This is a genomic window from Musicola paradisiaca NCPPB 2511, from assembly GCF_000400505.1.
Lineage (GTDB): Bacteria > Pseudomonadota > Gammaproteobacteria > Enterobacterales > Enterobacteriaceae > Musicola > Musicola paradisiaca.
In genome coordinates this window covers 1,410,511-1,433,203 of the sequence record NZ_CM001857.1, presented here as the reverse complement: position 1 = coordinate 1,433,203, position 22,693 = coordinate 1,410,511, and the positions used below count along the sequence as shown (strand labels likewise).

Sequence of the window (22,693 nt, the reverse complement as noted above, 5' to 3'; positions counted from 1 at the left end):
TCGCCCTGAACGGACAAGCGGGCGTTTTTGCCCTCCAACCGGCGGCGGGTCAGGAAATATCTTCAATCTCTCTGGCGGAAATGCCCATACGTTGCATACGGGAGAGCAACGTGGTGCGTTTGAGCCCCAGGCGGGCGGCGGCACCTTTGGGGCCGGCGACAATACCGTTGGTATCGCGCAGCGCCCGGATAATGCGATCACGCTCAGACTCTTCCTCTGCATCCAGCGTATGCGGCGCTTCTGCTTCTGGCGGCGGTTCAATCTCTCGATGATGATGCGGTTTGGGGGCTTCCAGCGGCGAAAGGTGGTGCTGCAGTTCATCCATCTGCAGGTTGAGGGTGGTGCCGCGCGTCAGAATAACCGCCCGCTCCACCACGTTTTCCAGTTCGCGCACGTTGCCCGGCCAAGGCAAACGGCTTAGCTGCCGCAGTATTTCGGAAGGAATGCTATCGATGGTGCGATTCATGCGGCGGGCGATTTTGCGGGTGAAAAACTTCACCAGCAACGGAATATCCTCCGGCCGCTCACGCAACGGTGGTATGACGATGGGAAACACATTCAAACGGTAATAGAGATCGCTACGGTATTCCCGATCCGCCACCATCTGCTTAAGGTCGCGATTAGTGGCGGCAATGAGCCGCACATCCACGGGAATGACTTTGCTGCCGCCGAGGCGTTCGATTTCCCGCTCCTGTAAAACACGCAACAGTTTGGGTTGCAGCTCCAGCGGGATATCCCCTACTTCATCTAGAAACAGCGTGCTTTTGTCCGCCATTTCAAAACGCCCCTGCCTCAGAGCGGTAGCGCCGGTAAATGCCCCTTTTTCATGGCCGAACAGGTCGCTTTCCAGCAGGCCGGAGGGGATGGCGGCGCAGTTCATCTTCACCATGCGTTGAGATTTGCGCGGGCTCAAACTGTGAATCGCCCGGGCGATCAGCTCTTTCCCGGTTCCGGTTTCTCCCAGAATCAGCACGGTACTGTCGCTGGCGGCAACCATCTCTACCTGTTCCAGTACCCGCCGGATCGCCTCGCTGCGGCCGATGATTTCACCGAATTCATCGCCGCCGGCATGCTGGATCCGCTCGGTAAGCTGCTCCGTCAAATAGAAATTTTCATGGATCAAGGAATCTTTCAGGCGGGATATCTGGTCGTAAGCCAACGCATTATCCAATGCAATGGCGATGCGCGCCGCAATCTGCCGCAGCAAGCGGATCTCCGCATCGCTCACCGCCAGGCGTTCCCGGTGCGCCAGCTCCAGCACCCCCAGCATGCGATTACCGAACGCCAACGGCAGCAGGCAGGCATGGGTGGGGCCGGCGTCAAACCACTGCACCAGACAACGCGGCTCGCCGTTACGCGGCATGTCGTTCTCGCTCACCAACTGCACTTGATTATGCCGCATGACGCCGTCGGCCAGCGTTTCTTCTCGCCCTACATCGCCCTGCACCGTTTTGGGCGCACCGCTTCCGACATAGTGAGTCGCAAAATATTTGAGCGTGGCGTCGTCGCCCTCCGCTTCTTTCAGCACCAGCGCAATAAAATCGATGCCGAAAAAACGGTGAATTTCACGGGAGACTTCCAGCGCCAGCGCTTTTAGTTCAAGACGGGAAATAACGGTGTTGGTGACATCCACCAGGATACGGTAGTGATCGCGCTCCTGCCGCAAACGTTCTTCTTCTCGCTGAGCCTGTTCGCGCTCGTTGATATTTTCCACCACCAGCGACACAACACTGGCAATCGACTGAAAGAATTCGATTTCGCTTTCGGTAAATTGGCTACCGTCGGTTTTTATGAACTCAACGCCACCCAGCACCCGATGCGGCCCCAGCAACGGCAGTTGGCAATAATCGCTCAGCCCCACATAAGCCGGTTGCTCGACCAGATGCGGGAAATCGCGCTGGAAATGCAGCCGGTTGCAATGCAGCATCACATGAGTGCTCCATACGATGCCGCCAGGCCCGTCGGCCAGCAGAATATTTTCGTCGCTCAGTCGCGTGCGCGCTGATTCCCGGTCGTGACGATAAAACGCCATCTGATTATGCAGCGGATCCATCAACAGCAGGTTAACGCGGCCGAAGCGCACCACCGAGAACGATAAGCCGTCGAGCGCCTGCAGCACCCCCTCAATGCTGCGTTGTCGCAGCAATGTCTGGGAAACTTTCAGCAAGGCATCCTGCCACATAATAGAAAGGCAGGACGGGGAGCCAGTCAGTCGTGTCGCCATAACCACCGCAATCCAATCTCCATAACTTTTATACGGAAAATAGTGTAAGGGGTTCCCTGGGGAAAAAACACGTCGCCTCACCAATAGCTTGATCTGTATCGTGCTTAAGAATAGTAAAGCCGTCACCCTGGATAATAATAAGACCTATTTACTATTTATTCTGGCGACAAGCTGGGTTATCACCCCCGTTTTTAGCGTTACCGGAAATGTTTTCAACCGGCCATGCTCACCGCAATTAACAATGACAAAACGATAAAAAAACACAGTCACTACAGGCAAGCCCGGATAACGTTATTTATGGCATTTATTTTTCAATAAAAAATAGGTTACTGAGATACTTATTATTTTTCTCTGCTCTCTTCTCATACAGTTATGTAAATAAAGTTACCAGCATAAAAACAAAATTCGTCATCAATATTTATTAATTACCAACTGAATTAATAGAAAATAAACTTAGGCGCACTGAATAATAAATTATCCGGCGATTATTTAATTTATTGCTAACTCTCAATAAATCATAAGAAAAAATCATCACAAAAAAATCGACGATAAACAAGGAAGAAAATAGATCTCAACATATTGAAAATAATAAAATAAAAGCATGACACCCCATTGACAACGTTAAATGCCATATGCAATTTAAGCATCAATGTTATTGATAATGCATTTTTTGCATCAAACATGTGACGTGACTTTTATTACGCAGAAAAAAAAGCAGTAAAAACTCGATTTCGTTGTAATATCTGCGCCGCAGACACAACACCCCTCCATAACAGGCCAGTGTAACGATTGCGTGCATTGATAAATGCGCGTTCATCGGATGCGCTGCAATAACACTGTGTGTTGTCTGAATACGGTCATCAACATGAGGTTAATATGCAAAGGCAGAAGTTAGTCATACAGATAGCATTGGCTATCATACTGGGGATTCTTGTTGGCTGGGCTTGCCATCAATATCTCGACGGCGGGCGCGCCAAAGAAGTCGCTTCCTATTTCAATATGATTACCGATATTTTCCTGCGGTTAATCAAAATGATTATCGCACCGCTGGTATTCGCTACGCTGGTATCCGGTCTGGCCAGCATGGGCAACTCTTCTGCCGTAGGCCGCGTTGGCCTGAAAGCCATGACCTGGTTCATTACCGCGTCCTTCCTGTCGCTGCTGATCGGTATGTGCCTGGCCAACTTCTTCCAGCCCGGCGTAGGCATGAACCTGGTGGCCACCGCCAACCACGTCACTACCGGTCTGAATACCGATGGCTTCACACTGAAGAATTTCATCAGCCATATCTTCCCGAAAAGCATCGTGGAAGCGATGGCCAATAACGAAATTCTGCAAATTCTGGTGTTCTCGCTGTTCTTCGGTTCTGCGCTGGCTTACGTCAAACACCATAACAAACAGGCCAACTTCATTCTCTCCACCATTGAAGAACTGGCCAAAGTGATGTTCCGCGTCACCGACTACGTGATGGCGCTGGCGCCGATCGCGGTCTTTGCCGCCATCGCTTCCGCCATCACCACGCAAGGCCTGGGCCTGATTTATGACTTCGGCAAGCTGATCGGCGAGTTCTACATTGGCCTGGCGCTGCTGTGGTCGGTACTGTTTCTGGTCGGATACGCCTTCCTGGGCAAATCCATCGCGGTGCTGGCTCGCCTGATCCGCGAACCCACCATGCTGGCCTTCGCCACCGCCAGCAGCGAATCCGCCTATCCGAAGACCATGGAAGCGCTGAGCCGTTTCGGCGTACCGAAGAAAATCACCAGCTTCGTGCTGCCGCTGGGTTACTCATTCAACCTTGACGGCTCGATGATGTACCAGTCTTTCGCCATTCTGTTCATCGCCCAGGCGTACAACATCGACCTGAGCCTGACCCAGCAGATCCTGATCCTGCTGACGCTGATGATCACCAGCAAAGGCATGGCAGGCGTGGCTCGCGCCTCCGTGGTAGTGGTTGCCGCCACACTGCCGATGTTCAGCCTGCCGGAAGCCGGTATTCTGCTGATTCTGGGTATCGACCAGTTCCTGGATATGGGCCGTACCGCGACCAACGTCATCGGTAACAGCATCTCCACCGCCGTGGTCGCCAGCCTGGAAAAAGGCGTAACCGACGATGAAGACGCAGAGGACCTTGAGGAAACGGTGGTCTTACAACAGGCCAGCGCAACACAAGACGCCTGATGCGTTTCTGAACGTCATCTTCGCAGACAGCGGCCGTCCGGCCGCTGTTTTTTTTAAGGGAACGCTCTCACACTGTGGGATGCAACGCCTTCATCGTTCGCCAGAACGACTCCGACGCCGTATTCAGGCGTGCATCCAGTCGGTATAGATAAACCTGCATCGCCATGACTGCGTTTTCCAAATTCAGAATCGCCAGTTCCCGATGTTTAAGCTCTTCCTTGATGGAGTAATCCGGCAGCCAGGCGATGCCGAAGCCCTGCTTCACCATCCGCTTGAGCAGATCGCTCATGGAAGAGACGAACGTCACCGTGAAACGCTCACGCCCGACGGCGGCGAGGTAGCGGTTCACCTGCCGCCCCATGTAGCTGGTATCGGTGTAGTTCAGCAACGGCAGCGAAGGTGCGCGCGCATCGAACAACGGTTTGCCGGCGGCATCGCAGGCGCAGACCGGATAAAGCCGCGACGCCATCATCCGGGTGTGCAGAAAAGGTTCCGACATCAGTTCTTCGTTCTGAAACGAAAAAATGAAATCGCTGCGCCCCTCTTTCAGATTGAGAACCGCGTCATCCACGTCAATGGACTCAACGTAGACGATATTTTCCTGCGGATTCGGCAGGGACCTCAGCAGATCCGGCATCACGAACACCGACAGCGAATGTGCGGCGGCGATAGTGATGCGATGCCGCGAAGGGGCGCCGCCGTGCAGTTTATTAATCTGATACTCCAGATCGTCGAGCGTATTGCGAATATGCGCATGGAAAACACGCCCCGGCTCCGTCAATTGCAGCGGCGATGCAGAGCGATCAAAAATTTCGAATCCTACCGCCTCCTCCAGCGCCCGAATACGACGGCTGAATGACGACTGCGAGATGTTGCGTTGCTCCGCCGCCAGCGTAAAGCTGCGGCACTCCTCAAGGGAGATAAAGTCATAAAGCCATTTGGTTTCAATGTTATTTAGCATTGCCGTTCACCACGCCAGTTTCGCCTGTAGATATCATAAAAAGCATAGCGTAATAGTGCTTATGCAAAACAGGGATGGCGGATGGGAATTTCGCAATTCACATTTCGAGGTGCTGTGCGATGATTTCCGCACCGGCACTGATTTTTGCACCGGCATTGATTTTTGCACCGGTACTGATTTTTGCACCGGGACTACGGGAGACGATGAGATGAACCCTGTTATTGGTATTTTGGGCGGCATGGGCCCCGGCGCCACTGTCGACGCCATGCAGAAACTGATCAACAACACACCGGCGCACACCGATCAGGAACACATCCCGATGATCGCCGTATCCATTCCGGATATTCCCGATCGTACCCGCTGTATTTTGCAACAGGGCACATCCCCGCTCAGCAAAATGCTCCAATACCTGCGGATTCTGGAAAACGCCGGTGCGTCCTGCATCATCATGCCTTGCAATACCGCCCACTATTGGTTCGACGACCTGAAACGCCATACCCGAACCGAAATGATCAGCATCATCGACGCAACCTGTCAGTGGATCGACGAACAGTCGCTGCGCCACGTCGGCCTGCTAGCCACTACCGCTACGGTACGCGCCGATATTTACCAACACGCGCTAAGCCGCCAGCAGGTGCGCTGCACGCTTCCCTCCCAGGCGGAACAGGATGCGGTGATGGACAGCATTTATGCTTACAAGGCCGGAAACTTCGCCCTCGCCCGTCAGTTGCTGTTACCGGTACAAACGGAACTGCAACGACAAGGGGTGGAAAAGATCATTCTTGGCTGCACCGAACTGCCGCTGATTCTGGCGCCGGAGATACTCGCCGCACCGGCCGCTTATCTCGACGCCACCGAAGCGCTGGTACGCAAGACCGTCGCCTGGTACTACACGCACTCGCACTCTGCCGCAGCCTGATACCCCAACACCCGCGCGGCCCGCTCCCCATGGCGGCTCGCGCGGGATACCGCTCGACAATCCCTTGCCGACCGGACATCTGCTATCATGACGCCCTGCCCGATACCCAGGAACCCCGTCATGAAAACGAAACCCGTAACCTTGAACGAAGTGGCCGCCTATGCCGGGGTTTCGTACCAGACCGTATCCCGCGTACTGAACCGCTCGCCCCAGGTTTCTCCCGCGACCAAAGCGAAGGTCGAGCAGGCCATGGCGGCGCTCAACTATATTCCCAACCGCGTCGCCCAACAGTTGGCGCGTCGGCGCCCCACCACCATCGGGCTGGCGACTATCGATCTGTCGCTGCATGCGCCGTCTCAAATCGCGGCCGCCATCAAAACCACCGCCAGCGCACAGGGGTTCAACGTGGTGGTCGCCATGCTCAGTGCCGCCGACGGGTATGACGCCCGGCGCGCCGTCAGCGAGCTGCTGGCGCAACGGGTCGACGGGATTATCGTCAACGTCCCGCAGGAGCCGGCAATGGCCGAACCGCTCAGCCAGCTTTGTGCGACGACGCCGGTGTTGTTTCTGGATACTCAACCCGATACCCCCTGGCCCCGCGTTATGTTCGATCCGCTCCAAGGGGCGAGGCTGGCGATTGAGCATCTGGTCACGCGGGAGCATCGCCGGATCGCGCTGCTGACCGGCCCGCTCAGCGCCGTTTCCGCCCGCTTGCGTTACGAAGGCTGGCTGCAAGGCTTACGCGATCATCAGCTCTCGCCCTGCGCCGTTGCCGAAGGCGACTGGAGCGCACAGTCCGGTTATCGTTGCACGCCACAACTCTTGATGGCATCGCCCCAACCGAGCGCCATCGTGGTCGCCAACGATCAGATGGCGCTCGGCGTGCTGCGGGCGTTGCACGAATATGGATTAAGCGTACCGGATCAGATCTCGGTTATCGGATTTGACGATACCCAGGACAGCGCGTATTACCAGCCGCCGCTGACCACCATTCGGCAGGATTTCCGCCAATTAGGCCACGAAGCCGTGCTGCATCTGGTCGCCCGTCTGCTGGCGCAGGAGCCGGCTGCCTCTCTGTTGTTGGAAACCGTGCTGGTGGAACGACAGACCACGGCGCACTATGCATCAAAGACCCCAGACGCTCAGGCCATCGCTCATCAATTGATCGCGCTCGCACGGCGGTTGCAAGGATAAGCATCGACGATTTTGTGATCGTCGGCACCTTCCGTTCATCCCTTGTCTTACTCATTTCCATCCTTTTTTATGCTATAAAATGTGAGCGAATAACAAATCATTGCAGCCAACGCCCTCACGGAACAATAAAGGAAAACGCGCCATGTCCATCACCGCCACGCCGCCCACACTGGCACAAATTCTCGCCAGACGGGACTGGGAAAACCCCGCCTGCAGCCAGGTTAACCGGTTGGATGCCCACCCGCCATTTTCCAGTTGGCGCAATCTGCAGCACGCCCGGGACGATGAACCTTCCCGCCGACGCCAGCCGCTGAATGGCGAATGGGTATTCAGCTATTTTCCCCGTCCGGAGGCGGTGCCGGAAAGTTGGCTGACACAGGATTTACCGCAGGCGGATCGCACCATCGTACCGTCCAACTGGCAACTATCCGGCTACGACGCCCCCATTTATACCAACGTGAAATACCCCATCCCGGTCAACCCACCCTTGGTACCGGCAGAAAATCCCACCGGATGTTATTCGCTCACATTCAAGGTTGATGATAGCTGGCGACAACATGGGCAAACACGCATCATTTTTGACGGTGTGAATTCGGCTTTTCATTTGTGGTGTAACGGCTGCTGGATCGGCTACTCGCAGGACAGTCGCCTGCCCGCCGAATTCGACCTCAGCAATGCCTTGCAGGAAGGAGATAACCGGTTGGCGGTCATGGTGCTGCGCTGGTCGGACGGCACCTATCTGGAAGATCAGGATATGTGGCGCATGAGCGGCATCTTCCGCGATGTGTGGCTGTTGCATAAACCGACGACGCAACTGCGCGACATTCAGCTCACCACCCCGCTCAGCCGGGATTATACGCACGGCACGCTATGCGTTCAGGCCAGCGCCAGCCTGTTGCCGGAAACGGCGGCCAACTGGCGTCTGCATGTGCAGCTCTGGCGCCATGGTCAGCTTGAGGCGGAAGCGATCGCGCCCTTCGGCAGCGCCCCTATCGATGAACGGGGCAACTATCACGATCGCGTCGACATTCAACTAGACATCGACAACCCCGCGCTGTGGAGCGCCGAAACGCCGCACCTCTATCGCGTGGTGGCGGCGCTGGAATATGCCGACGGCATGCTGGTGGAAGCGGAAGCTTACGACGTCGGGTTTCGCGAAGTGAGCATCAGCAACGGGCGGTTGAAACTCAACGGCAAACCGCTGCTGATCCGCGGCGTCAACCGCCATGAGCACCACCCCGAGCACGGTCAGGTGATGGATGAAGCAACCATGCTGCAAGATATCTTATTGATGAAGCAGCATAATTTTAATGCAGTACGCTGTTCGCACTATCCCAACCATCCGTTGTGGTACCGCCTGTGCGACCGCTACGGCCTGTACGTGGTGGATGAAGCCAATATCGAAACCCATGGCATGCAGCCAATGAACCGATTGTCTGACGACCCGCGCTGGCTGCCCGCGATGGCGGAGCGCGTCACCCGCATGGTTCAGCGCGATCGCAACCATCCGTGCATCATCATTTGGTCGTTGGGCAACGAATCCGGCTATGGACGTGCGCACAGTGCGCTCTATCAGTGGGTCAAACAGCAAGATCCTACCCGCCCGGTGCAGTACGAAGGCGGCGGCGCCGATACCCCCGCCACCGATATTCTCTGCCCGATGTACGCCCGGGTCGATCAGGATCAGCCGTTCCCCGCCGTGCCGAAATGGGCCATCAAAAAGTGGATCGGCCTGCCGGACGAATCGCGTCCGCTGATCCTGTGCGAATACGCTCATGCGATGGGCAACAGCTTCGGCGGATTCGCCCGCTACTGGCAGGCGTTTCGCCAGTACCCCCGGCTGCAGGGCGGGTTCGTCTGGGATTGGGTAGATCAGGCGCTGACCCGCTACGATCGCCATCCGCCGCACTGGGCTTACGGCGGCGATTTCGGCGACACGCCCAACGATCGCCAGTTCTGCCTCAACGGGCTGGTGTTCCCGGATCGCACCCCGCATCCGGCATTGTACGAAGCCCAACGCGCGCAGCAATTTTTCCAGTTCGAGTCTCTTTCCGCCGAGCCGCTGACCATCGCCGTCACCAGCGAATACCTGTTTCGCGCCAGCGATAACGAAATCCTGCAATGGCGCATCATGCAAGACAACCTGACGCTTGCCGAAGGCCGTGTTGAACTGTCGCTGCCGCCGGAAGGCAGGCAAATCATCACACTGCTCGACACACTACCGACGGTTCGCCACCCCGCCGCCATGTGGCTGAATCTGGACGTCATCCAACCCACGGCGACGGCATGGTCGCCCGCCGGCCATTGCTGCGCCTGGGATCAATGGGCACTGCCGGCCCCCATGCCGACGCCGGCGCTTATGCCGTCGACAGGCGCCGCGCCGCGATTGTCCTCCACCGAGGAGGCCGTTGAGATCACGCACGGCGACCAGAGTTGGACGTTCCATCGTCATAGCGGATTACTCACGCATTGGCAGCAAGACCATCGGCAACGCCTGCTTAGCCCGCTGCGGGATAACCTCACCCGCGCCCCGCTGGACAACGATATCGGCATCAGCGAGGTAGATCGAATCGACCCACATGCCTGGGTGGAACGTTGGAAACTGGCGGGATTGTACCAGTACGAAACCGACTGCCTCGAGATTCGGGCCGACGCATTAGGCGACGGCGTGGTAGTCAACACCACGCACGCGGGCCGCTATCAGCAACAGACGCTGTTTGTCAGCCGCAAGCAGTGGCGCATCGATAATCAGGGGCGGTTGAGCGTGAGCGTGGATGTCGAGGTTTCGCCGCACCTGCCGCCGTTGGCTCGCGTCGGGCTGAGTTGCCAGTTGGCAGAGGTATTTCCACAGGTCAGCTGGCGCGGGCTGGGGCCGCATGAAAATTATCCGGACAGACGTCTCTCCGCGCGTCACGGCCGCTGGCAGTTGCCGCTGGAGGCCATGCATACGCCTTATATTTTCCCATCCGAAAACGGCCTGCGCTGCGATACGGAAGAGTTGAACTACGGTGATTGGACTATCGATGGTGATTTCCACTTCGGCATCGGCCGGTATAGCCAACAGCAGTTGATGAACTGCAGCCACCACCATCTGCTACAACCGGAAACCGGCGTCTGGCTCAATCTGGACGGCTTCCATATGGGGGTCGGCGGCGATGATTCCTGGAGCCCGAGCGTAGCCCCCGACTTTCTGCTGACCCGCCCGCGCTACCACTACCAGTTGCGGATCACACTCGGTTAAACCCTGACAGACCGGCGGCCAGCGCTGCCGGTCTGTTATCCGCCGCGTCGGCCTCCCATGAAAAAACGCAGGGGTTTACCAAGAAAAATCACCCTATTGAGCAATCCCTCGCCAAACGCGCCGAAAATAGGTGTTCTGCCTTTGACATACAACATCCCCACCGTTATCATGCGCCCCACTTCACCGATTCCTCTGTAGTTCAGTCGGTAGAACGGCGGACTGTTAATCCGTATGTCACTGGTTCGAGTCCAGTCAGAGGAGCCAAATTCAGAAAAGCAGATGTCGAAAGGCATCTGCTTTTTGCTTTTATATCCAACGCGATAGCATCAAAACCCTTTCTGATGGATGCCCGGTTTACCCTCCGCATCGGGAGAATTTGGTGGTCAGATTTGGGGTCTTTCCGGTTCGATAATGGCGTGACCCCCACATGTCGCTTAACGACTCAAAAATCCGCAACGTAAAACCCTCCGCAAAACCCTTCAAAGTCTCCGATTCTCACGGCCTGTATCTTCACGTTAAACCCACTGGTTCACGTCTCTGGTATCTTAAATATCGCATCCAAAATAACATCTGCGGCCACGGATTCCGGGCCATGGCCTGTAAACCAACACATTCACTTTTTGAGATTTCAGGGTCTTCAGCCATCAGCCGATAACCCGCCGAACAGCACTGCCCGCTACGGGAATATCTGCGGCACCGTTCCAGTCATGGGTTAAGTGATAACCGGTGTCTGGACATATAGGGGCAAATTTGCCGAGAGGCTTGACGCGGCCTCCGCCACAAGCCATTTTTTGAACCGGTCGCACTTTTCGTTCTGACTCAGGGCCTTTGGCGACAGTAGACAATAGCTGGAACCATCGCGAATAAAACCGTAAGGAGCATATAGCTGCCCACTTTCCAGTTCGTCCTGCACCATCAGGAACGAAACCATAGCCATGCCCAAGCCAGATGCCGCGGCCTGAACACACAGGTAGAAATGTTCGTAGTCCACGCGGATGCTGCCTTTCGTTGAAACACCCGACAAGCGTTGCCAGGCCGACCATGCTTTCGGCCGGGTTCCCGAGTGCAGCAATCGCACACCATCAAGGCGTACCTTAGGTTCCTCCTTTGCACGGGTTACCGGCCCCATCCACTCATCACAGATTTTCTCGGCATGAACATCCTGATCCCAATGGAAGTCATTGCGACGTAGCGCCATATCGATCCCGGACCTGGCGAAATCAATCGGTCCACCGGCAGCTACAAGATGTAGGTTTATATCAGGGTTTGCACGATGAAACGCGGGAAGCCGGGGAATCAGCCATTTCATGGCAATGGTCGGCTCACAGGACAGCACAATCACCTCTTCCCGAGCCGACTGCTGCAATCGATACACGGCACCTTCGAGTTGCTCAAACACCGAGGTGGTGGTCGCATGCAATGAGCGCCCAGCCGCGCTCAGGAAAATCGCCCGATTACGCCGCTCAAACAACTCGACCCCCAGAGCCGCTTCCAAAAGCCGTACCTGCCGACTGACGGCGCCATGCGTCACATGCAGTTGTTCAGCCGCTTTCACAAAGCTGCCGGTTTGAGCTGCCGCTTCGAAAAAGCGGAATGAGGCTAACGATGGAAGTTTCATATACACGACGAAATTTGACAGATTTCCTTCAAGATAAATCACTTTTTTCTCCAGTACAAGCACTCAATAATTCAATCGAAACCACACAAAAACCAACGAAAAAATAAATATTGGGGTAATAAATGGAGATATTATCGTCTGAAACAAGCATTGTTGAGCCAAAGCTGAAACCGGCGGCAAGTCATGTTCGCATCAACAATCTGTGCAAAATCATCGCCAAAAAAGACTACATCATACTGCCATCCGAAATGACCCAGTCGCTGCTCTCCGCTGAGGATGAAGACATGCTGGACGACTGGATCGAATTCCAAGAGAGCTGGAACCGACTGGAACAAGACCAGTTCATGAAAGACGGTGGGACGTATCGGTTTCGACGCCACGGGGTCTACAGCGCCACATCGACCTCCGGCGTCCAGATTGAACCACCACAACCCCACTATCAGGGCGTCACATACAACCCCCTTAACGGCGGTGTTGCCCGGCATTTCGCCTCCATTGAGCCGTCGATTGCTTCAGGGAGGATTTTGATGTCGGCGCTGGAACTGTGCCGAGCCACATTTAACAACCTGGCGCCTTTCTACGATTGGCATATTGAGGTTCATCAATTCCGGATCGTCGCTACCAGTGCGCAAGCATTGCCCACTCCTGAAGGAATCCACCGTGACGGTGTAAGCTTCGTATTCATGATGCTGGTCAACCGCGTCAACGTACTGAATGGTGAGACTGGCATCTACGACAGAGATCGCCAGAAGCTCGCCCGCTACACACTGTCAGTACCTCTCGACGCTGCTATCGTCAACGACGAACGCACCATGCATGGAGTGACGCCCATCCTTGCAAGCGATCCCACCCAACAGGGTTATCGCGACGTCCTCGTCATCACCTTCAACAAGCGCTGACACCGTCTGTGGAGCGGTCCGATCGTTCCACAGCATTCGAATGGAGTTTTAAAACAATGAACGAACTGATTGCAGTCGCCACCATCACAATTCTGGCCGTTATCAGTCCCGGCCCCGATTTCGCGATGGTCACCCGAAACAGTTATGCCTTCGGAGCACGCACCGGCCTAATTTCTGCGTTTGGTATTGCCTGCGGCGTACAGATCCATGTGATGTATACGGTGCTGGGTATCGCCGTAGTCATCGTCAACTCACCCCTGCTGTTCATGACAATGAAGGTACTGGGTGCCTCTTACCTGATCTACCTCGGGTACAAATCGCTGACCAACCAAGCGGTGCTCAAACTGGGAGAGGCTTCCGGCTCTGCGCCATCTACACTGGCGGCTTTCCGCATGGGCTTCCTGACCAACGCACTCAATCCCAAAACCATGCTTTTCGTTGTCGCTACCTATACCCAGGTTGTCCATGCGGACAGTCCGATGAGCCACAACTTCGCCTACGGTCTGTTCATGTCGGTATCTCACTGGATCTGGTTCAGCATCGTTGCGCTGTTCTTCGCCGCCCCAGTCATGCGCCGTCGTTTGCTCGAACACCAGCTGACTGTCGACAAGTTCATCGGCGTTGCCCTGATCGTGCTCGGTACATCTTTGGCTTTTACCAATGTCAGCGTCTGAGAAGGAGGAAAATCTGATGAAAATGGCCTGTATTGATCTCGAAGGTGTTCTGATTCCAGAATTGTGGCCACAGATAGCGCAAGCCAGCGGTATCGAAGCACTGTCCATCACCACGCGGGAGGAACCCGACTACCCCGCACTGATGCGCTGGCGTCTCGATCATCTCCGCAAAAACGGCCTACGCCTGCGGGACGTGCAATCGATGATCGCGAAAACTCAGACTTATCCCGATGCGGTTGCATTTCTCCAACAACTCACACAACAACAAGGCTACCGGATCCACATCGTCTCGGATTGTTTCTACGAATTGGCTGGCACATTACTTGATGCCCTAGGCTCACCAGAGTCATTCTGCCACTCGCTGGAGACAGATGCAGACGGCTGGATAACCGGATGTGCATGGGCTGATCGAAATGGCAAGAGGAACACATCTCCCGCTTACTGGAACAGGGTTGCCACGTTCTGGCCGCGGGTGACGCCTTCAACGATCTTGCCATGCTGCGCCTGGCGCACAACGGCTTTCTGGTTCGCCCATCGCAGGCGACAATGATGGCCGCCCAGGGGCTGACGGTGGTGGAGCACCTACACGAAATCATCGAGGCCATCAGTACCGTGGAGCCGCCATCGGATAGGCACATATCACGGTCTGGGTGATCGTCCCTAGACAATATGGGTTGGTCGGCAGCCTGCCGGGTACGTTTCAACCGGGAGCAACGGGATCTCTATCCGACGATGTAGCCGTCCAATAATATCGCTCGTGACATCGAGCAACAGCGGGTAAACGACGCATCTCCCGTATTAGCGTATACGGTGAATCGCACGGTCAAAACGTCCGGTATTCATCGCTAAAACAATCCTGTTCATCATGAAAATGATTTAATGCGTCGATGGCCTCCCTGTTCTCTTCCTGCCATTTTTTCGCTTCATGCTGGCGAAGCTCTGCATCCAGGGCGGCTGTCAGGGTGGCGCTCAGGTTAATGCCGGCCTCACGCGCACGAGCCAGTAAGGCACGATCTACCGTCATGGTCACGCTCTGCGTGTTGCGTTGTTTCACTGTCATGGCTTCTCCCCTGTATGAGATACGAGCGTATTACACGGCGTAATGCACTTATCATAACACCCCAAACAGGCCCTACTCCGTTGTAGTTCTGGCGTAGACCGTGAGTATTCAGGCGCAATTAGCAAGTCACTTCCTGCCATTTTTCACTAGAATGAATCTCAACGATTCCTGATAACGTCTTTTCCCGATGGACTAAGTGATTAACATGACGCGCAACAAAATGTTTTACCTGAATGCCAGCTGGCGGGTGCTGTTTAAGGACATGGGCATCAGTGCTGAGCATGTCCTGAGAAGAACCGGCTTGCCTGATGATTTGCTGTTAAGAACCGGACAGGGGCTATCTACGGAAGATTACTTCCTTTTTTGGCAGGGCATTGAAGACGAAGTCAGCAACCCGTTATTTCCGATTCAGATCGCGCAAAAAGTCTCGGCGGATTTTTTTGATCCCCCTCTGTTTGCCGCCTTATGCAGTAGCAATTTGATGCAGGCCATCCAGCGGCTGGCGAAATACAAACACCTCATGGCGCCGATGAATCTGGAGATCAGCGTGGATTCAGCAGGAGATATGACGATTTCGCCTTCCTGGCTGTATGCATCGACGCATGTGCCGCAGTCATTGCAGGTGGCTGAATTGGCCTTTTTCATCCGTCTGGCTGAACTCGGTACGCGCGATGCGATAAAAGCAATCCGCGTCGTTCTGCCCACATTGCCGGCACAATCTTATATCCGGCATTACGTTCATTTTTTCGGGTGTGATATTCAAACCGGTTTGCGTCCGACCATCACGTTTTCCGCCGCCGATAGCCTGCGCCCCTTTTTAACGGCCAGCGACGGCATGTGGAAAGTGTTCGAACCTGAACTGCGCCGACGCTTGAGCGAACTTGACGAACAGGCCACGATATCCGATCGCGTCCGGGCGCTACTGTTGGAACTGCTGCCAGGCAATGCCGTCAGCGTAGATACCGTCGCCAGCCGTCTGGCAATGAGCCGACGTACTCTCCAACGGCGTCTTGGCGAGGAAGGCGAAAATTTCCGGTCGCTGGTGAATCTCACGCGAGAGAAGCTGGCGCGCCATTATCTTGAAAATACGCGCATGCCGGCGGGCGAAATTGCCTTTCTGCTGGGATTTGAGGATCCGAACTCCTTTTACCGAGCCTTTCATGAATGGACAGGCCAGACGCCAGACAGTACGCGCGCTATCGTGCGAGCGCATTAATGAAGGAGCATAGAGTGACATCATTTCCCCTGCCCGCCCGTCGGGTTCTTATTGCCGGCGCCACAGGGCTGGTTGGCTCACAGATTCTGCAAGCCCTGCTCGCAGACAGCAGCGTAACGGAAATTCATGTGCTGAGCCGCCGCGATATAGCAATGAATCTGCCGCGGGTCACAACCCACATCGTGGATTTTGCGCAACTCCCCGCCACGCTGCCCGCCGTGGATGAAGTTTTTCTTGCGCTTGGAACCACCCTTCGCGCAGCGGGAAACCGGGCAGCGTTCCGGGCGGTTGATTTCAGCGCCAACCTGGCAGTGGCCAAGGCCGCCGTTGCCGCCGGCGCAACACGTGTGGCGATGGTCAGCGCGGTCGGAGCCAGTACGCAGTCCTCCGCATTTTACAGCCGGACGAAAGGAGAGCTGGAAGACGCGCTGTCGGCGCTGAATCTGACCGCGCTGGTTATCGCACGTCCTTCGCTGCTGGTGGGAAACCGTCACGACCTGAACCAACCCTTCAGGTTCTGGGAACGGGTAGCCCTGACCATCGCCCGCCCGCTTGCTGCGGTATTGCCGCGGAATTACCGGCCTGTACGCGCAAAAGACGTCGCGTTATCGCTGGTCAACACGCTGAACAACGCGAACGGCAAGGTGATTTGGCATTACCGGGAACTGTCGATGGCAGGGCGGGCCGCCAGATAATGATGCGACTGACAAAAAAACGGCATGCCATGATGATCCTACTCGCGATCATCGCGATGTGCGCGTGTTCCTCCTCTCCTCGCCATGCCGGCTTTCAAGGCGCATGGCTGACCGATACCCACTTGCGAACCCGCCCGGAGCCCTCCAGCCCGGTCGTCGCGCCCCGTCCCGCCCGGCTTGCGCTGGCCCTGGGTGGCGGCGGTCTGCGGGGGTACGCGCACGTCGGCGTTCTGCAAGCATTGGAGGAAGCAGGGATCCATCCGGATATGGTGGTCGGAACCTCCGTTGGCGCGTTGGTAGGCGCCGCTTATGCCTCCGGCGTCTCTCCCGCAGAATTATGGCACATCGCCGATGGCGCCAGTTTGTCCTCGCTGGCTGATGTCTCGATGGCCGGGCCGGGTTTTATTCGCGGCGAGGCGCTCGCCGGCTGGACGAACAAACTGGTGGGCGGCAAGACTATCGAGCATTTCCCATCCCGCTTCGCAGCGGTAGCCACCGATCTGAATCATGCGTTGCCTTTTGTTATTACCGCCGGAGATGCAGGGGAAGCGGTGCGCGCATCCGCCGCCATTCCGGGGATTTTTCTGCCGGTGCGCGCCGACGGCAATCAATTCGTCGACGGCGGCGTAGTATCTCTGGTGCCGGTTCTGGCCGCACGCGCCCTCGGTGCGCAAATCGTGGTGGCGGTGGATATTTACTGCCATGGCCCCGGTTATGACACCCACTCGGCTGTCGCCATGATACTCAGAGTTTCACAAGTGCAGAGTTGCCGGCTCGCCGACCAGGAACTCGCTTTTGCCGATGTGGTGATTGCGCCTTCCGTTTCTCCGGCGTCGATGAATAGTGCCGACGGGCGTGAACAAGCACGTCATGCAGGCTATCTGGCGGCAAAAGCATCCCTTCCGGCATTGTTACGCACGTTGCAAACCGACGCATCCTCCCGCTGAAGCCCCTTCTACCGCCACAGCGCTGCTGGCGCCAATCGCAAGCGGAATGGCGCAGCACGCTAGCGTACCCATACCATCACTCTTCTATAGTGAGCCGCAGATGGGAAAGCCCGTGATGTATTCCGCCGTATCCTTCCACCGATGAGGAACGATGACCGATGAAAGCAAAAGTGATTCTGGTAACGGGGGCATCCTCCGGAATTGGCGAGGCCACCGCTCTGCGTTTAAAGACGCTCGGCCACACCGTGTATGCCGCCGCCCGCCGGGTAGATCGTATGCAAAAGCTGGCTGAAACCGGTATCCGGGTACTTTCGCTGGATGTAACGGATGACGCTTCGGCACAGGCCGCCGTGACAACCATCATGACCGAATGCGGACGTATCGACGTGGTGGTGAACAACGCCGGTTACGGCTCTTACGGCGCGATAGAAGACGTCTCGCTGGAAGAAGGACGCGCGCAATTCGACGTGAATGTCTTCGGCGCAGTACGGCTGATTCAACGGGTGCTGCCCCACATGCGCCAGCAACGCGCCGGCACCGTGATCAACATCAGTTCGATGGGGGGGAAAATACATACCCCGCTCGGCGCCTGGTATCACGGCACCAAGTTTGCGCTGGAAGCCATTAGCGACTGTCTGCGGCTGGAAGTCGCACCTTTCGGCATTGACGTCGTGGTGATTGAACCCGGCGGCATCAAAACGGAATGGGCAAACATCGCTATCGCAAAACTGCTTGGGGTATCCGGCCGGAGCGCCTATGCCCATCAGGCCCACGCCATGGCGAACTCGATGGTGAGCGATAGCAACCAAAAACGCTTATCCTCGCCCGCCGTGATCGCCGATGCCATTGCCCACGCGGTCAGCGCCCGCCACCCCAAAACACGTTATGCCGTCGGGTTTGGCGCCAAACCCATGATTTTCATACGTCGTCTGCTTTCAGATCGAGCCTTTGACGGCTTTATGCGCATGGCGACAGGCATATCCCGTCAGGGTAAATGAGTACACCGCCACCGGTTCCCTCTGCCGGAATGGAGAATATTCCGCGCCATTATCCGGCGCCTTAACGTCACAAGTGGAGAGACAAACAATGACAGAGAAAGTGTGGTTTATCACCGGCGCTTCCCGTGGGTTCGGCCGAGTCTGGACGGAAGCCGCGCTATCCCGAGGGTACCGGGTTGTCGCCACCGCCCGGAATGTGGCGACACTCAATGATTTCAACGAGAAGTACGGCGACCGCGTCTTGACGCTGCCGCTGGATGTCACGGATGACGCGCAGGTCAGGCAAGCCGTCGACACCGCCTGTCAGCATTTTGGCCGGCTTGATGTGGTGCTCAACAATGCGGGATATGCCCTGGTCGGCGCCATAGAAGAAGTTCCGGTCACATCGGTCAAAGCCGAATTTGATACCAATTTCTTCGGTCCTCTGCACGTGATTCAGGCGGTACTCCCGGTACTGCGCAAACAGCAAAGCGGACACATTATCAGCGTGTCGAGCGTGGCAGGGCTGGTAGCCGGCCCGGTGTCAGGGCTTTACCATTCGTCGAAATGGGCCGTAGAAGCGTTGCATGAAAGCCTTTCTCATGAGGTGAGTGAATTCGGCATCCGGGTCACGCTGCTGGAACCTGGCGCTTATGCCACTGAATTCGCCAGCCAGACTTCGCTGGATATCGCTCAGGGCATCGACGCTTATGCGACCATCCGGCAGCGGGTTTTCGCTCATAGCGCTGAAATAGAATTTGGGGAACCTGCCGCCACGGCGGACATCGTACTGAAAATAGTCGAGACGCCCTGCCCTCCGCTGCGCGTATTCCTGGGCACAGAAGGGTTGCCCGCAGTGAAAGCCGCTTACACCCGACGGCTTGCCGAATGGGAAGAATGGCAGGGCGTTGCCGCAGCGGCACAAGGAAACTCCGTAAAACAATCCCTCGAGTTGTAACAAGCCGATCGCCGCCATCTGTGAGAACCCCTCCGCGAATGGCGGCGCCCCACCACCGCGGTCTCCCGCTCAGCGCCGGATTGCCTGACGCCGCTGAGCGAGCGATAAACTATCCGCTTCGCCCCCCTGTCGACTACGGTGTTTCATTCAAAGACATCGCCTACCGGCAAATCCCCCTCTGCCCGCGATGCAAGCCCATCCGCTGCGGTTATCGCGGGCAGTTTTACGCCGCCGCGCCTCCCGCAGTGGCCAGGATTCATCGTTGTGCGGCGATCCCGGTCACAGAATCAATACGGCAATTATTACCCTTAGGCTAATAATCAGCGCCATAGCTTAATTGATGCGCAACGTATCGGAGCGCAGACTGGTCTGCAAGCAAAGCTAATCAAATTATTTGCTGAATCAGGAGGTTAATAATGAATGCTGGTCAAACTCCGGCACGGGCGTGGAACACCCGCCGCACGGAAAAGCAGCGCCGACTGGCGTCTGTTCCGGTGCAAGGCAAAGTGCTCCCGACCGACCAACTTGTTGAAATGCTCGAAAAACTGTTAGCACCGGGCGACCGCGTGGTGCTGGAAGGCAACAACCAGAAGCAGGCCGATTTCCTCTCCCGCAGGCTGGCGGAAGTCGATCCGGCCAAAGTGCACGACCTGCACATGATCATGCCCAGCGTCGGGCGTAGCGAGCACCTGGATCTGTTTGAAAAAGGCATCGCCCGCAAGCTGGATTTCTCCTTCTCCGGCCCGCAAAGCCTGCGCATCTCGCAACTGCTGGAAGACGGTCTGCTGGAAATCGGCGCGATTCATACCTACATCGAACTCTATTCCCGCCTGTATGTCGATCTGGTGCCGAACGTGGCGCTGATTGCCGGCTATAAGGCCGACCGCAAAGGCAACCTCTACACCGGGCCGAGTACCGAAGACACCCCGGCGCTGGTGGAAGCCGCTGCGTTCCGCGACGGCATTGTGATCGCCCAGGTTAACGAACTGGTGGATGACGAGTGCAATCTGCCGCGCGTCGATATTCCCGGCTCGTGGATCGACTACGTGGTGGTCGCCGACAAACCGTTCTTTATCGAGCCACTGTTTACCCGCGACCCGCGCCTGATCAAACAGGAACATATCCTGATGGCGATGATGGCGATTAAAGGTATCTACGCGGAACATCAGGTGCAGTCGCTCAACCACGGCATCGGCTTCAACACGGCGGCGATTGAACTGCTGCTGCCGACCTACGGCGAACAGCTCGGCCTGAAAGGCAAAATCTGCCGGCAGTGGACGCTGAACCCGCACCCGACGCTGATCCCGGCGATTGAAAGCGGCTGGGTCGACAGCGTGCATTGCTTCGGCGGCGAGCTGGGGATGGAAGAGTATATCCGTGCCCGTCCCGATGTGTTCTTTACCGGCGCCGACGGCTCCATGCGTTCTAACCGCGCGTTCTGCCAGCTGGCCGGTCAGTACGCGGTCGATATGTTTATCGGCTCTACGTTGCAAATCGACGGGCAGGCCAACTCCTCCACCGTGACCCGCGGCCGCCTGTCCGGTTTCGGCGGCGCGCCGAACATGGGGCATGACCCGCACGGCCGCCGCCACGCCACCCCGGCCTGGCTCAATATGATCAATGAACCCGACCCTATGCAGCGCGGCAAAAAGCTGGTGGTGCAGATGGTGGAAACCTTCCAGGCCGGCGTGAAACCGACTTTCGTTGAAACACTTGACGCCGTCGACGTCGCTAAAACCGCCGGGATGCCGCTGGCGCCGGTGATGATTTACGGCGACGACGTCACCCATGTGCTGACCGAAGAAGGCATCGCCTACCTTTACCGCGCAAACAGTCTGGAAGAGCGCCGCGCCATGGTCGCCGCCGTTGCCGGCATCACCGACATCGGCCTCGGCGTGGATGCCAAACGTGTCGCCGCATTGCGCCAAAGCGGCAAAGTGGCGTACCCGGAAGACATGGGTATCCGCCGCAGCGACGCCACCCGCTCGCTACTGGCCGCCGGCAGCGTCGCCGACCTGGTGGAATGGTCCGGCGGCCTTTACAACCCACCGGCGAAATTTCGGAGCTGGTAATGAAACAACTGTCACCGACACGTGCCGAGGCGCAGGCGATCCGGCTTGCCGAGGCCGCCACACAGTGCCTGATCGACGAAGCGCGCCTAAGCCCGAAGCCGGGTCTGGTAGACAGCCGGGGGAGCGGCGCCCATCAGGATCTCAATCTGGCGCTGATGGAACGCTCGGCGCACAGCCTGACCCCGACGTTTTTACGACTGGCGCAGCAAAGCTGGCAACGCCCCGCCGATATCGCGCTACGCGAAATCATCGGCCGACTCGGGCGCGAAGGCGAACAGGACATGATGCAGGCGACCGACGGCGTGAACACCCACCGCGGCGCGATCTGGGCGCTCGGATTGTTGGTCAGCGCAGTCGCGATGCAGGGCGGCGATGCCTGCCCGCATCAGGCGGCGCAAACCGCCGCGACGCTGGCCCGTCTGCCGGACCGCGCCGCGCCGACGATTTTCAGCAACGGCCGCAAAGCCAGCCGCCGCTGGCGCGTCCCCGGCGCCCGTGAAGAGGCGCAGCAGGGCTTCCCGCACCTGATGACGCTGGCCCTGCCGCAGCTTAACCGCAGCCGCAGACAGGGTGCCGCCGAGTGCGACGCCCGGCTCGATGCGCTGATGGCGATCATGACCTCGCTCAGCGATACCTGTGTGCTGTCACGCGCCGGGATGGCCGGGCTCGAGGCGATGCAACAAGGCGCCCGCGCTGTCTTGCTGGCGGGCGGTTGTGCCCATGCGCAAGGCCGCCGGGCGCTGGACAGGCTCGATCAACAGCTGCTGCGGCTCAATGCTTCACCGGGCGGTGCGGCCGACCTGCTGGCCGCCACGTTGTTCGTCGACAGGGTCTGCCGGCTCGCGCCCCGCTAACTCATC

18 protein-coding genes, 1 tRNA gene and 2 pseudogenes are annotated in these 22,693 nt (G+C 57.1%); 16 read left to right on the top strand and 5 right to left on the bottom strand.

Annotated features, from left to right (window positions below):
- Window positions 1-49 precede the first annotated feature (49 nt).
- Window positions 50-2,224: a formate hydrogenlyase transcriptional activator FlhA gene (flhA, locus tag DPA2511_RS06505; RefSeq protein WP_012764885.1), complete on the bottom strand. Its 2,175-nt coding sequence runs from the start codon at window positions 2,222-2,224 to the stop codon at window positions 50-52.
- 876 nt (window positions 2,225-3,100) lie between these two features.
- On the opposite strand from flhA, the gene DPA2511_RS06500 reads away from it, so the two are divergent.
- A complete protein-coding gene (locus DPA2511_RS06500; RefSeq protein WP_012764884.1) occupies window positions 3,101-4,402 on the top strand; it encodes a dicarboxylate/amino acid:cation symporter in 1,302 nt (433 codons plus the stop codon).
- Window positions 4,403-4,469: 67 nt separating this feature from the next.
- Here DPA2511_RS06500 and hypT read toward each other — a convergent pair whose 3' ends face one another.
- Window positions 4,470-5,363: a hypochlorite stress DNA-binding transcriptional regulator HypT gene (gene hypT / locus DPA2511_RS06495; RefSeq protein WP_012764883.1), complete on the bottom strand. Its 894-nt coding sequence runs from the start codon at window positions 5,361-5,363 to the stop codon at window positions 4,470-4,472.
- 208 nt (window positions 5,364-5,571) lie between these two features.
- Between hypT and cuyB the strand changes: the two genes are divergently transcribed.
- The 5 genes and pseudogenes from cuyB to DPA2511_RS22690 form a co-directional block, all read left to right on the top strand.
- Window positions 5,572-6,282 (top strand): cysteate racemase, encoded by a 711-nt coding sequence (gene cuyB / locus DPA2511_RS06490; RefSeq protein WP_012764882.1) that lies wholly within the window; start codon window positions 5,572-5,574, stop codon window positions 6,280-6,282.
- 120 nt (window positions 6,283-6,402) lie between these two features.
- The gene (locus DPA2511_RS06485; RefSeq protein ID WP_012764881.1) at window positions 6,403-7,476 is read left to right on the top strand and encodes a LacI family DNA-binding transcriptional regulator; all 1,074 of its coding nucleotides are present in this window, start codon (window positions 6,403-6,405) and stop codon (window positions 7,474-7,476) included.
- Window positions 7,477-7,624: 148 nt separating this feature from the next.
- Window positions 7,625-10,717, top strand: a complete 3,093-nt coding sequence (locus tag DPA2511_RS06480) for a beta-galactosidase (protein ID WP_026595133.1) — start codon at window positions 7,625-7,627, stop codon at window positions 10,715-10,717.
- A 188-nt stretch (window positions 10,718-10,905) separates the two neighbouring features.
- Window positions 10,906-10,981: transfer RNA gene (locus DPA2511_RS06470), tRNA-Asn, on the top strand.
- 163 nt (window positions 10,982-11,144) lie between these two features.
- A pseudogene (locus tag DPA2511_RS22690) lies at window positions 11,145-11,276 on the top strand (Arm DNA-binding domain-containing protein); the annotation flags it as partial.
- Between the two features lie 153 nt (window positions 11,277-11,429).
- Here the strand turns inward: DPA2511_RS22690 and DPA2511_RS06465 are convergent.
- Entirely contained in the window at window positions 11,430-12,335 is a 906-nt protein-coding gene (locus DPA2511_RS06465) for a LysR substrate-binding domain-containing protein (protein ID WP_023638198.1), read from the bottom strand.
- Window positions 12,336-12,457: 122 nt separating this feature from the next.
- Between DPA2511_RS06465 and DPA2511_RS06460 the strand changes: the two genes are divergently transcribed.
- The 3 genes from DPA2511_RS06460 to thrH are packed head-to-tail and all read left to right on the top strand — an operon-like array spanning window position 12,458 to window position 14,458.
- A complete protein-coding gene (locus DPA2511_RS06460) occupies window positions 12,458-13,234 on the top strand; it encodes a 2OG-Fe dioxygenase family protein (RefSeq protein ID WP_012764877.1) in 777 nt (258 codons plus the stop codon).
- Between the two features lie 56 nt (window positions 13,235-13,290).
- The gene (locus DPA2511_RS06455) at window positions 13,291-13,908 is read left to right on the top strand and encodes a LysE family translocator (RefSeq protein WP_012764876.1); all 618 of its coding nucleotides are present in this window, start codon (window positions 13,291-13,293) and stop codon (window positions 13,906-13,908) included.
- A gap of 16 nt (window positions 13,909-13,924) precedes the next feature.
- Window positions 13,925-14,458: a bifunctional phosphoserine phosphatase/homoserine phosphotransferase ThrH gene (gene thrH, locus DPA2511_RS21205; RefSeq protein ID WP_012764875.1), complete on the top strand. Its 534-nt coding sequence runs from the start codon at window positions 13,925-13,927 to the stop codon at window positions 14,456-14,458.
- A 113-nt stretch (window positions 14,459-14,571) separates the two neighbouring features.
- On the opposite strand, the pseudogene DPA2511_RS23845 reads toward thrH, so the two are convergent.
- Both DPA2511_RS23845 and DPA2511_RS06445 read right to left on the bottom strand, forming a co-directional pair.
- Window positions 14,572-14,729, bottom strand: a pseudogene (locus DPA2511_RS23845) (CcdB family protein); the annotation flags it as partial.
- A 2-nt stretch (window positions 14,730-14,731) separates the two neighbouring features.
- Window positions 14,732-14,968 carry a type II toxin-antitoxin system CcdA family antitoxin gene (locus tag DPA2511_RS06445; RefSeq protein WP_012764874.1) on the bottom strand — a complete coding sequence of 79 codons (237 nt, stop codon included), beginning with the start codon at window positions 14,966-14,968 and terminating at the stop codon, window positions 14,732-14,734.
- 205 nt (window positions 14,969-15,173) lie between these two features.
- On the opposite strand from DPA2511_RS06445, the gene DPA2511_RS06440 reads away from it, so the two are divergent.
- From DPA2511_RS06440 to DPA2511_RS06410, 7 genes are all read left to right on the top strand, one after another.
- Window positions 15,174-16,184, top strand: a complete 1,011-nt coding sequence (locus DPA2511_RS06440; protein ID WP_012764873.1) for an AraC family transcriptional regulator — start codon at window positions 15,174-15,176, stop codon at window positions 16,182-16,184.
- Window positions 16,185-16,198: 14 nt separating this feature from the next.
- A complete protein-coding gene (locus DPA2511_RS06435) occupies window positions 16,199-16,879 on the top strand; it encodes an NAD-dependent epimerase/dehydratase family protein (protein WP_012764872.1) in 681 nt (226 codons plus the stop codon).
- A 29-nt stretch (window positions 16,880-16,908) separates the two neighbouring features.
- The gene (locus tag DPA2511_RS06430) at window positions 16,909-17,826 is read left to right on the top strand and encodes a patatin-like phospholipase family protein (RefSeq protein WP_196805850.1); all 918 of its coding nucleotides are present in this window, start codon (window positions 16,909-16,911) and stop codon (window positions 17,824-17,826) included.
- 158 nt (window positions 17,827-17,984) lie between these two features.
- Window positions 17,985-18,824, top strand: a complete 840-nt coding sequence (locus DPA2511_RS06425; RefSeq protein ID WP_012764870.1) for an oxidoreductase — start codon at window positions 17,985-17,987, stop codon at window positions 18,822-18,824.
- A gap of 88 nt (window positions 18,825-18,912) precedes the next feature.
- Window positions 18,913-19,761 (top strand): SDR family oxidoreductase, encoded by an 849-nt coding sequence (locus DPA2511_RS06420; RefSeq protein ID WP_012764869.1) that lies wholly within the window; start codon window positions 18,913-18,915, stop codon window positions 19,759-19,761.
- A gap of 416 nt (window positions 19,762-20,177) precedes the next feature.
- A complete protein-coding gene (gene mdcA / locus DPA2511_RS06415) occupies window positions 20,178-21,833 on the top strand; it encodes a malonate decarboxylase subunit alpha (RefSeq protein WP_012764868.1) in 1,656 nt (551 codons plus the stop codon).
- The gene (locus DPA2511_RS06410; protein WP_012764867.1) at window positions 21,833-22,687 is read left to right on the top strand and encodes a triphosphoribosyl-dephospho-CoA synthase; all 855 of its coding nucleotides are present in this window, start codon (window positions 21,833-21,835) and stop codon (window positions 22,685-22,687) included. Before mdcA ends, DPA2511_RS06410 begins: the two co-directional genes overlap by 1 nt.
- The last annotated feature ends 6 nt before the right edge of the window (window positions 22,688-22,693 follow it).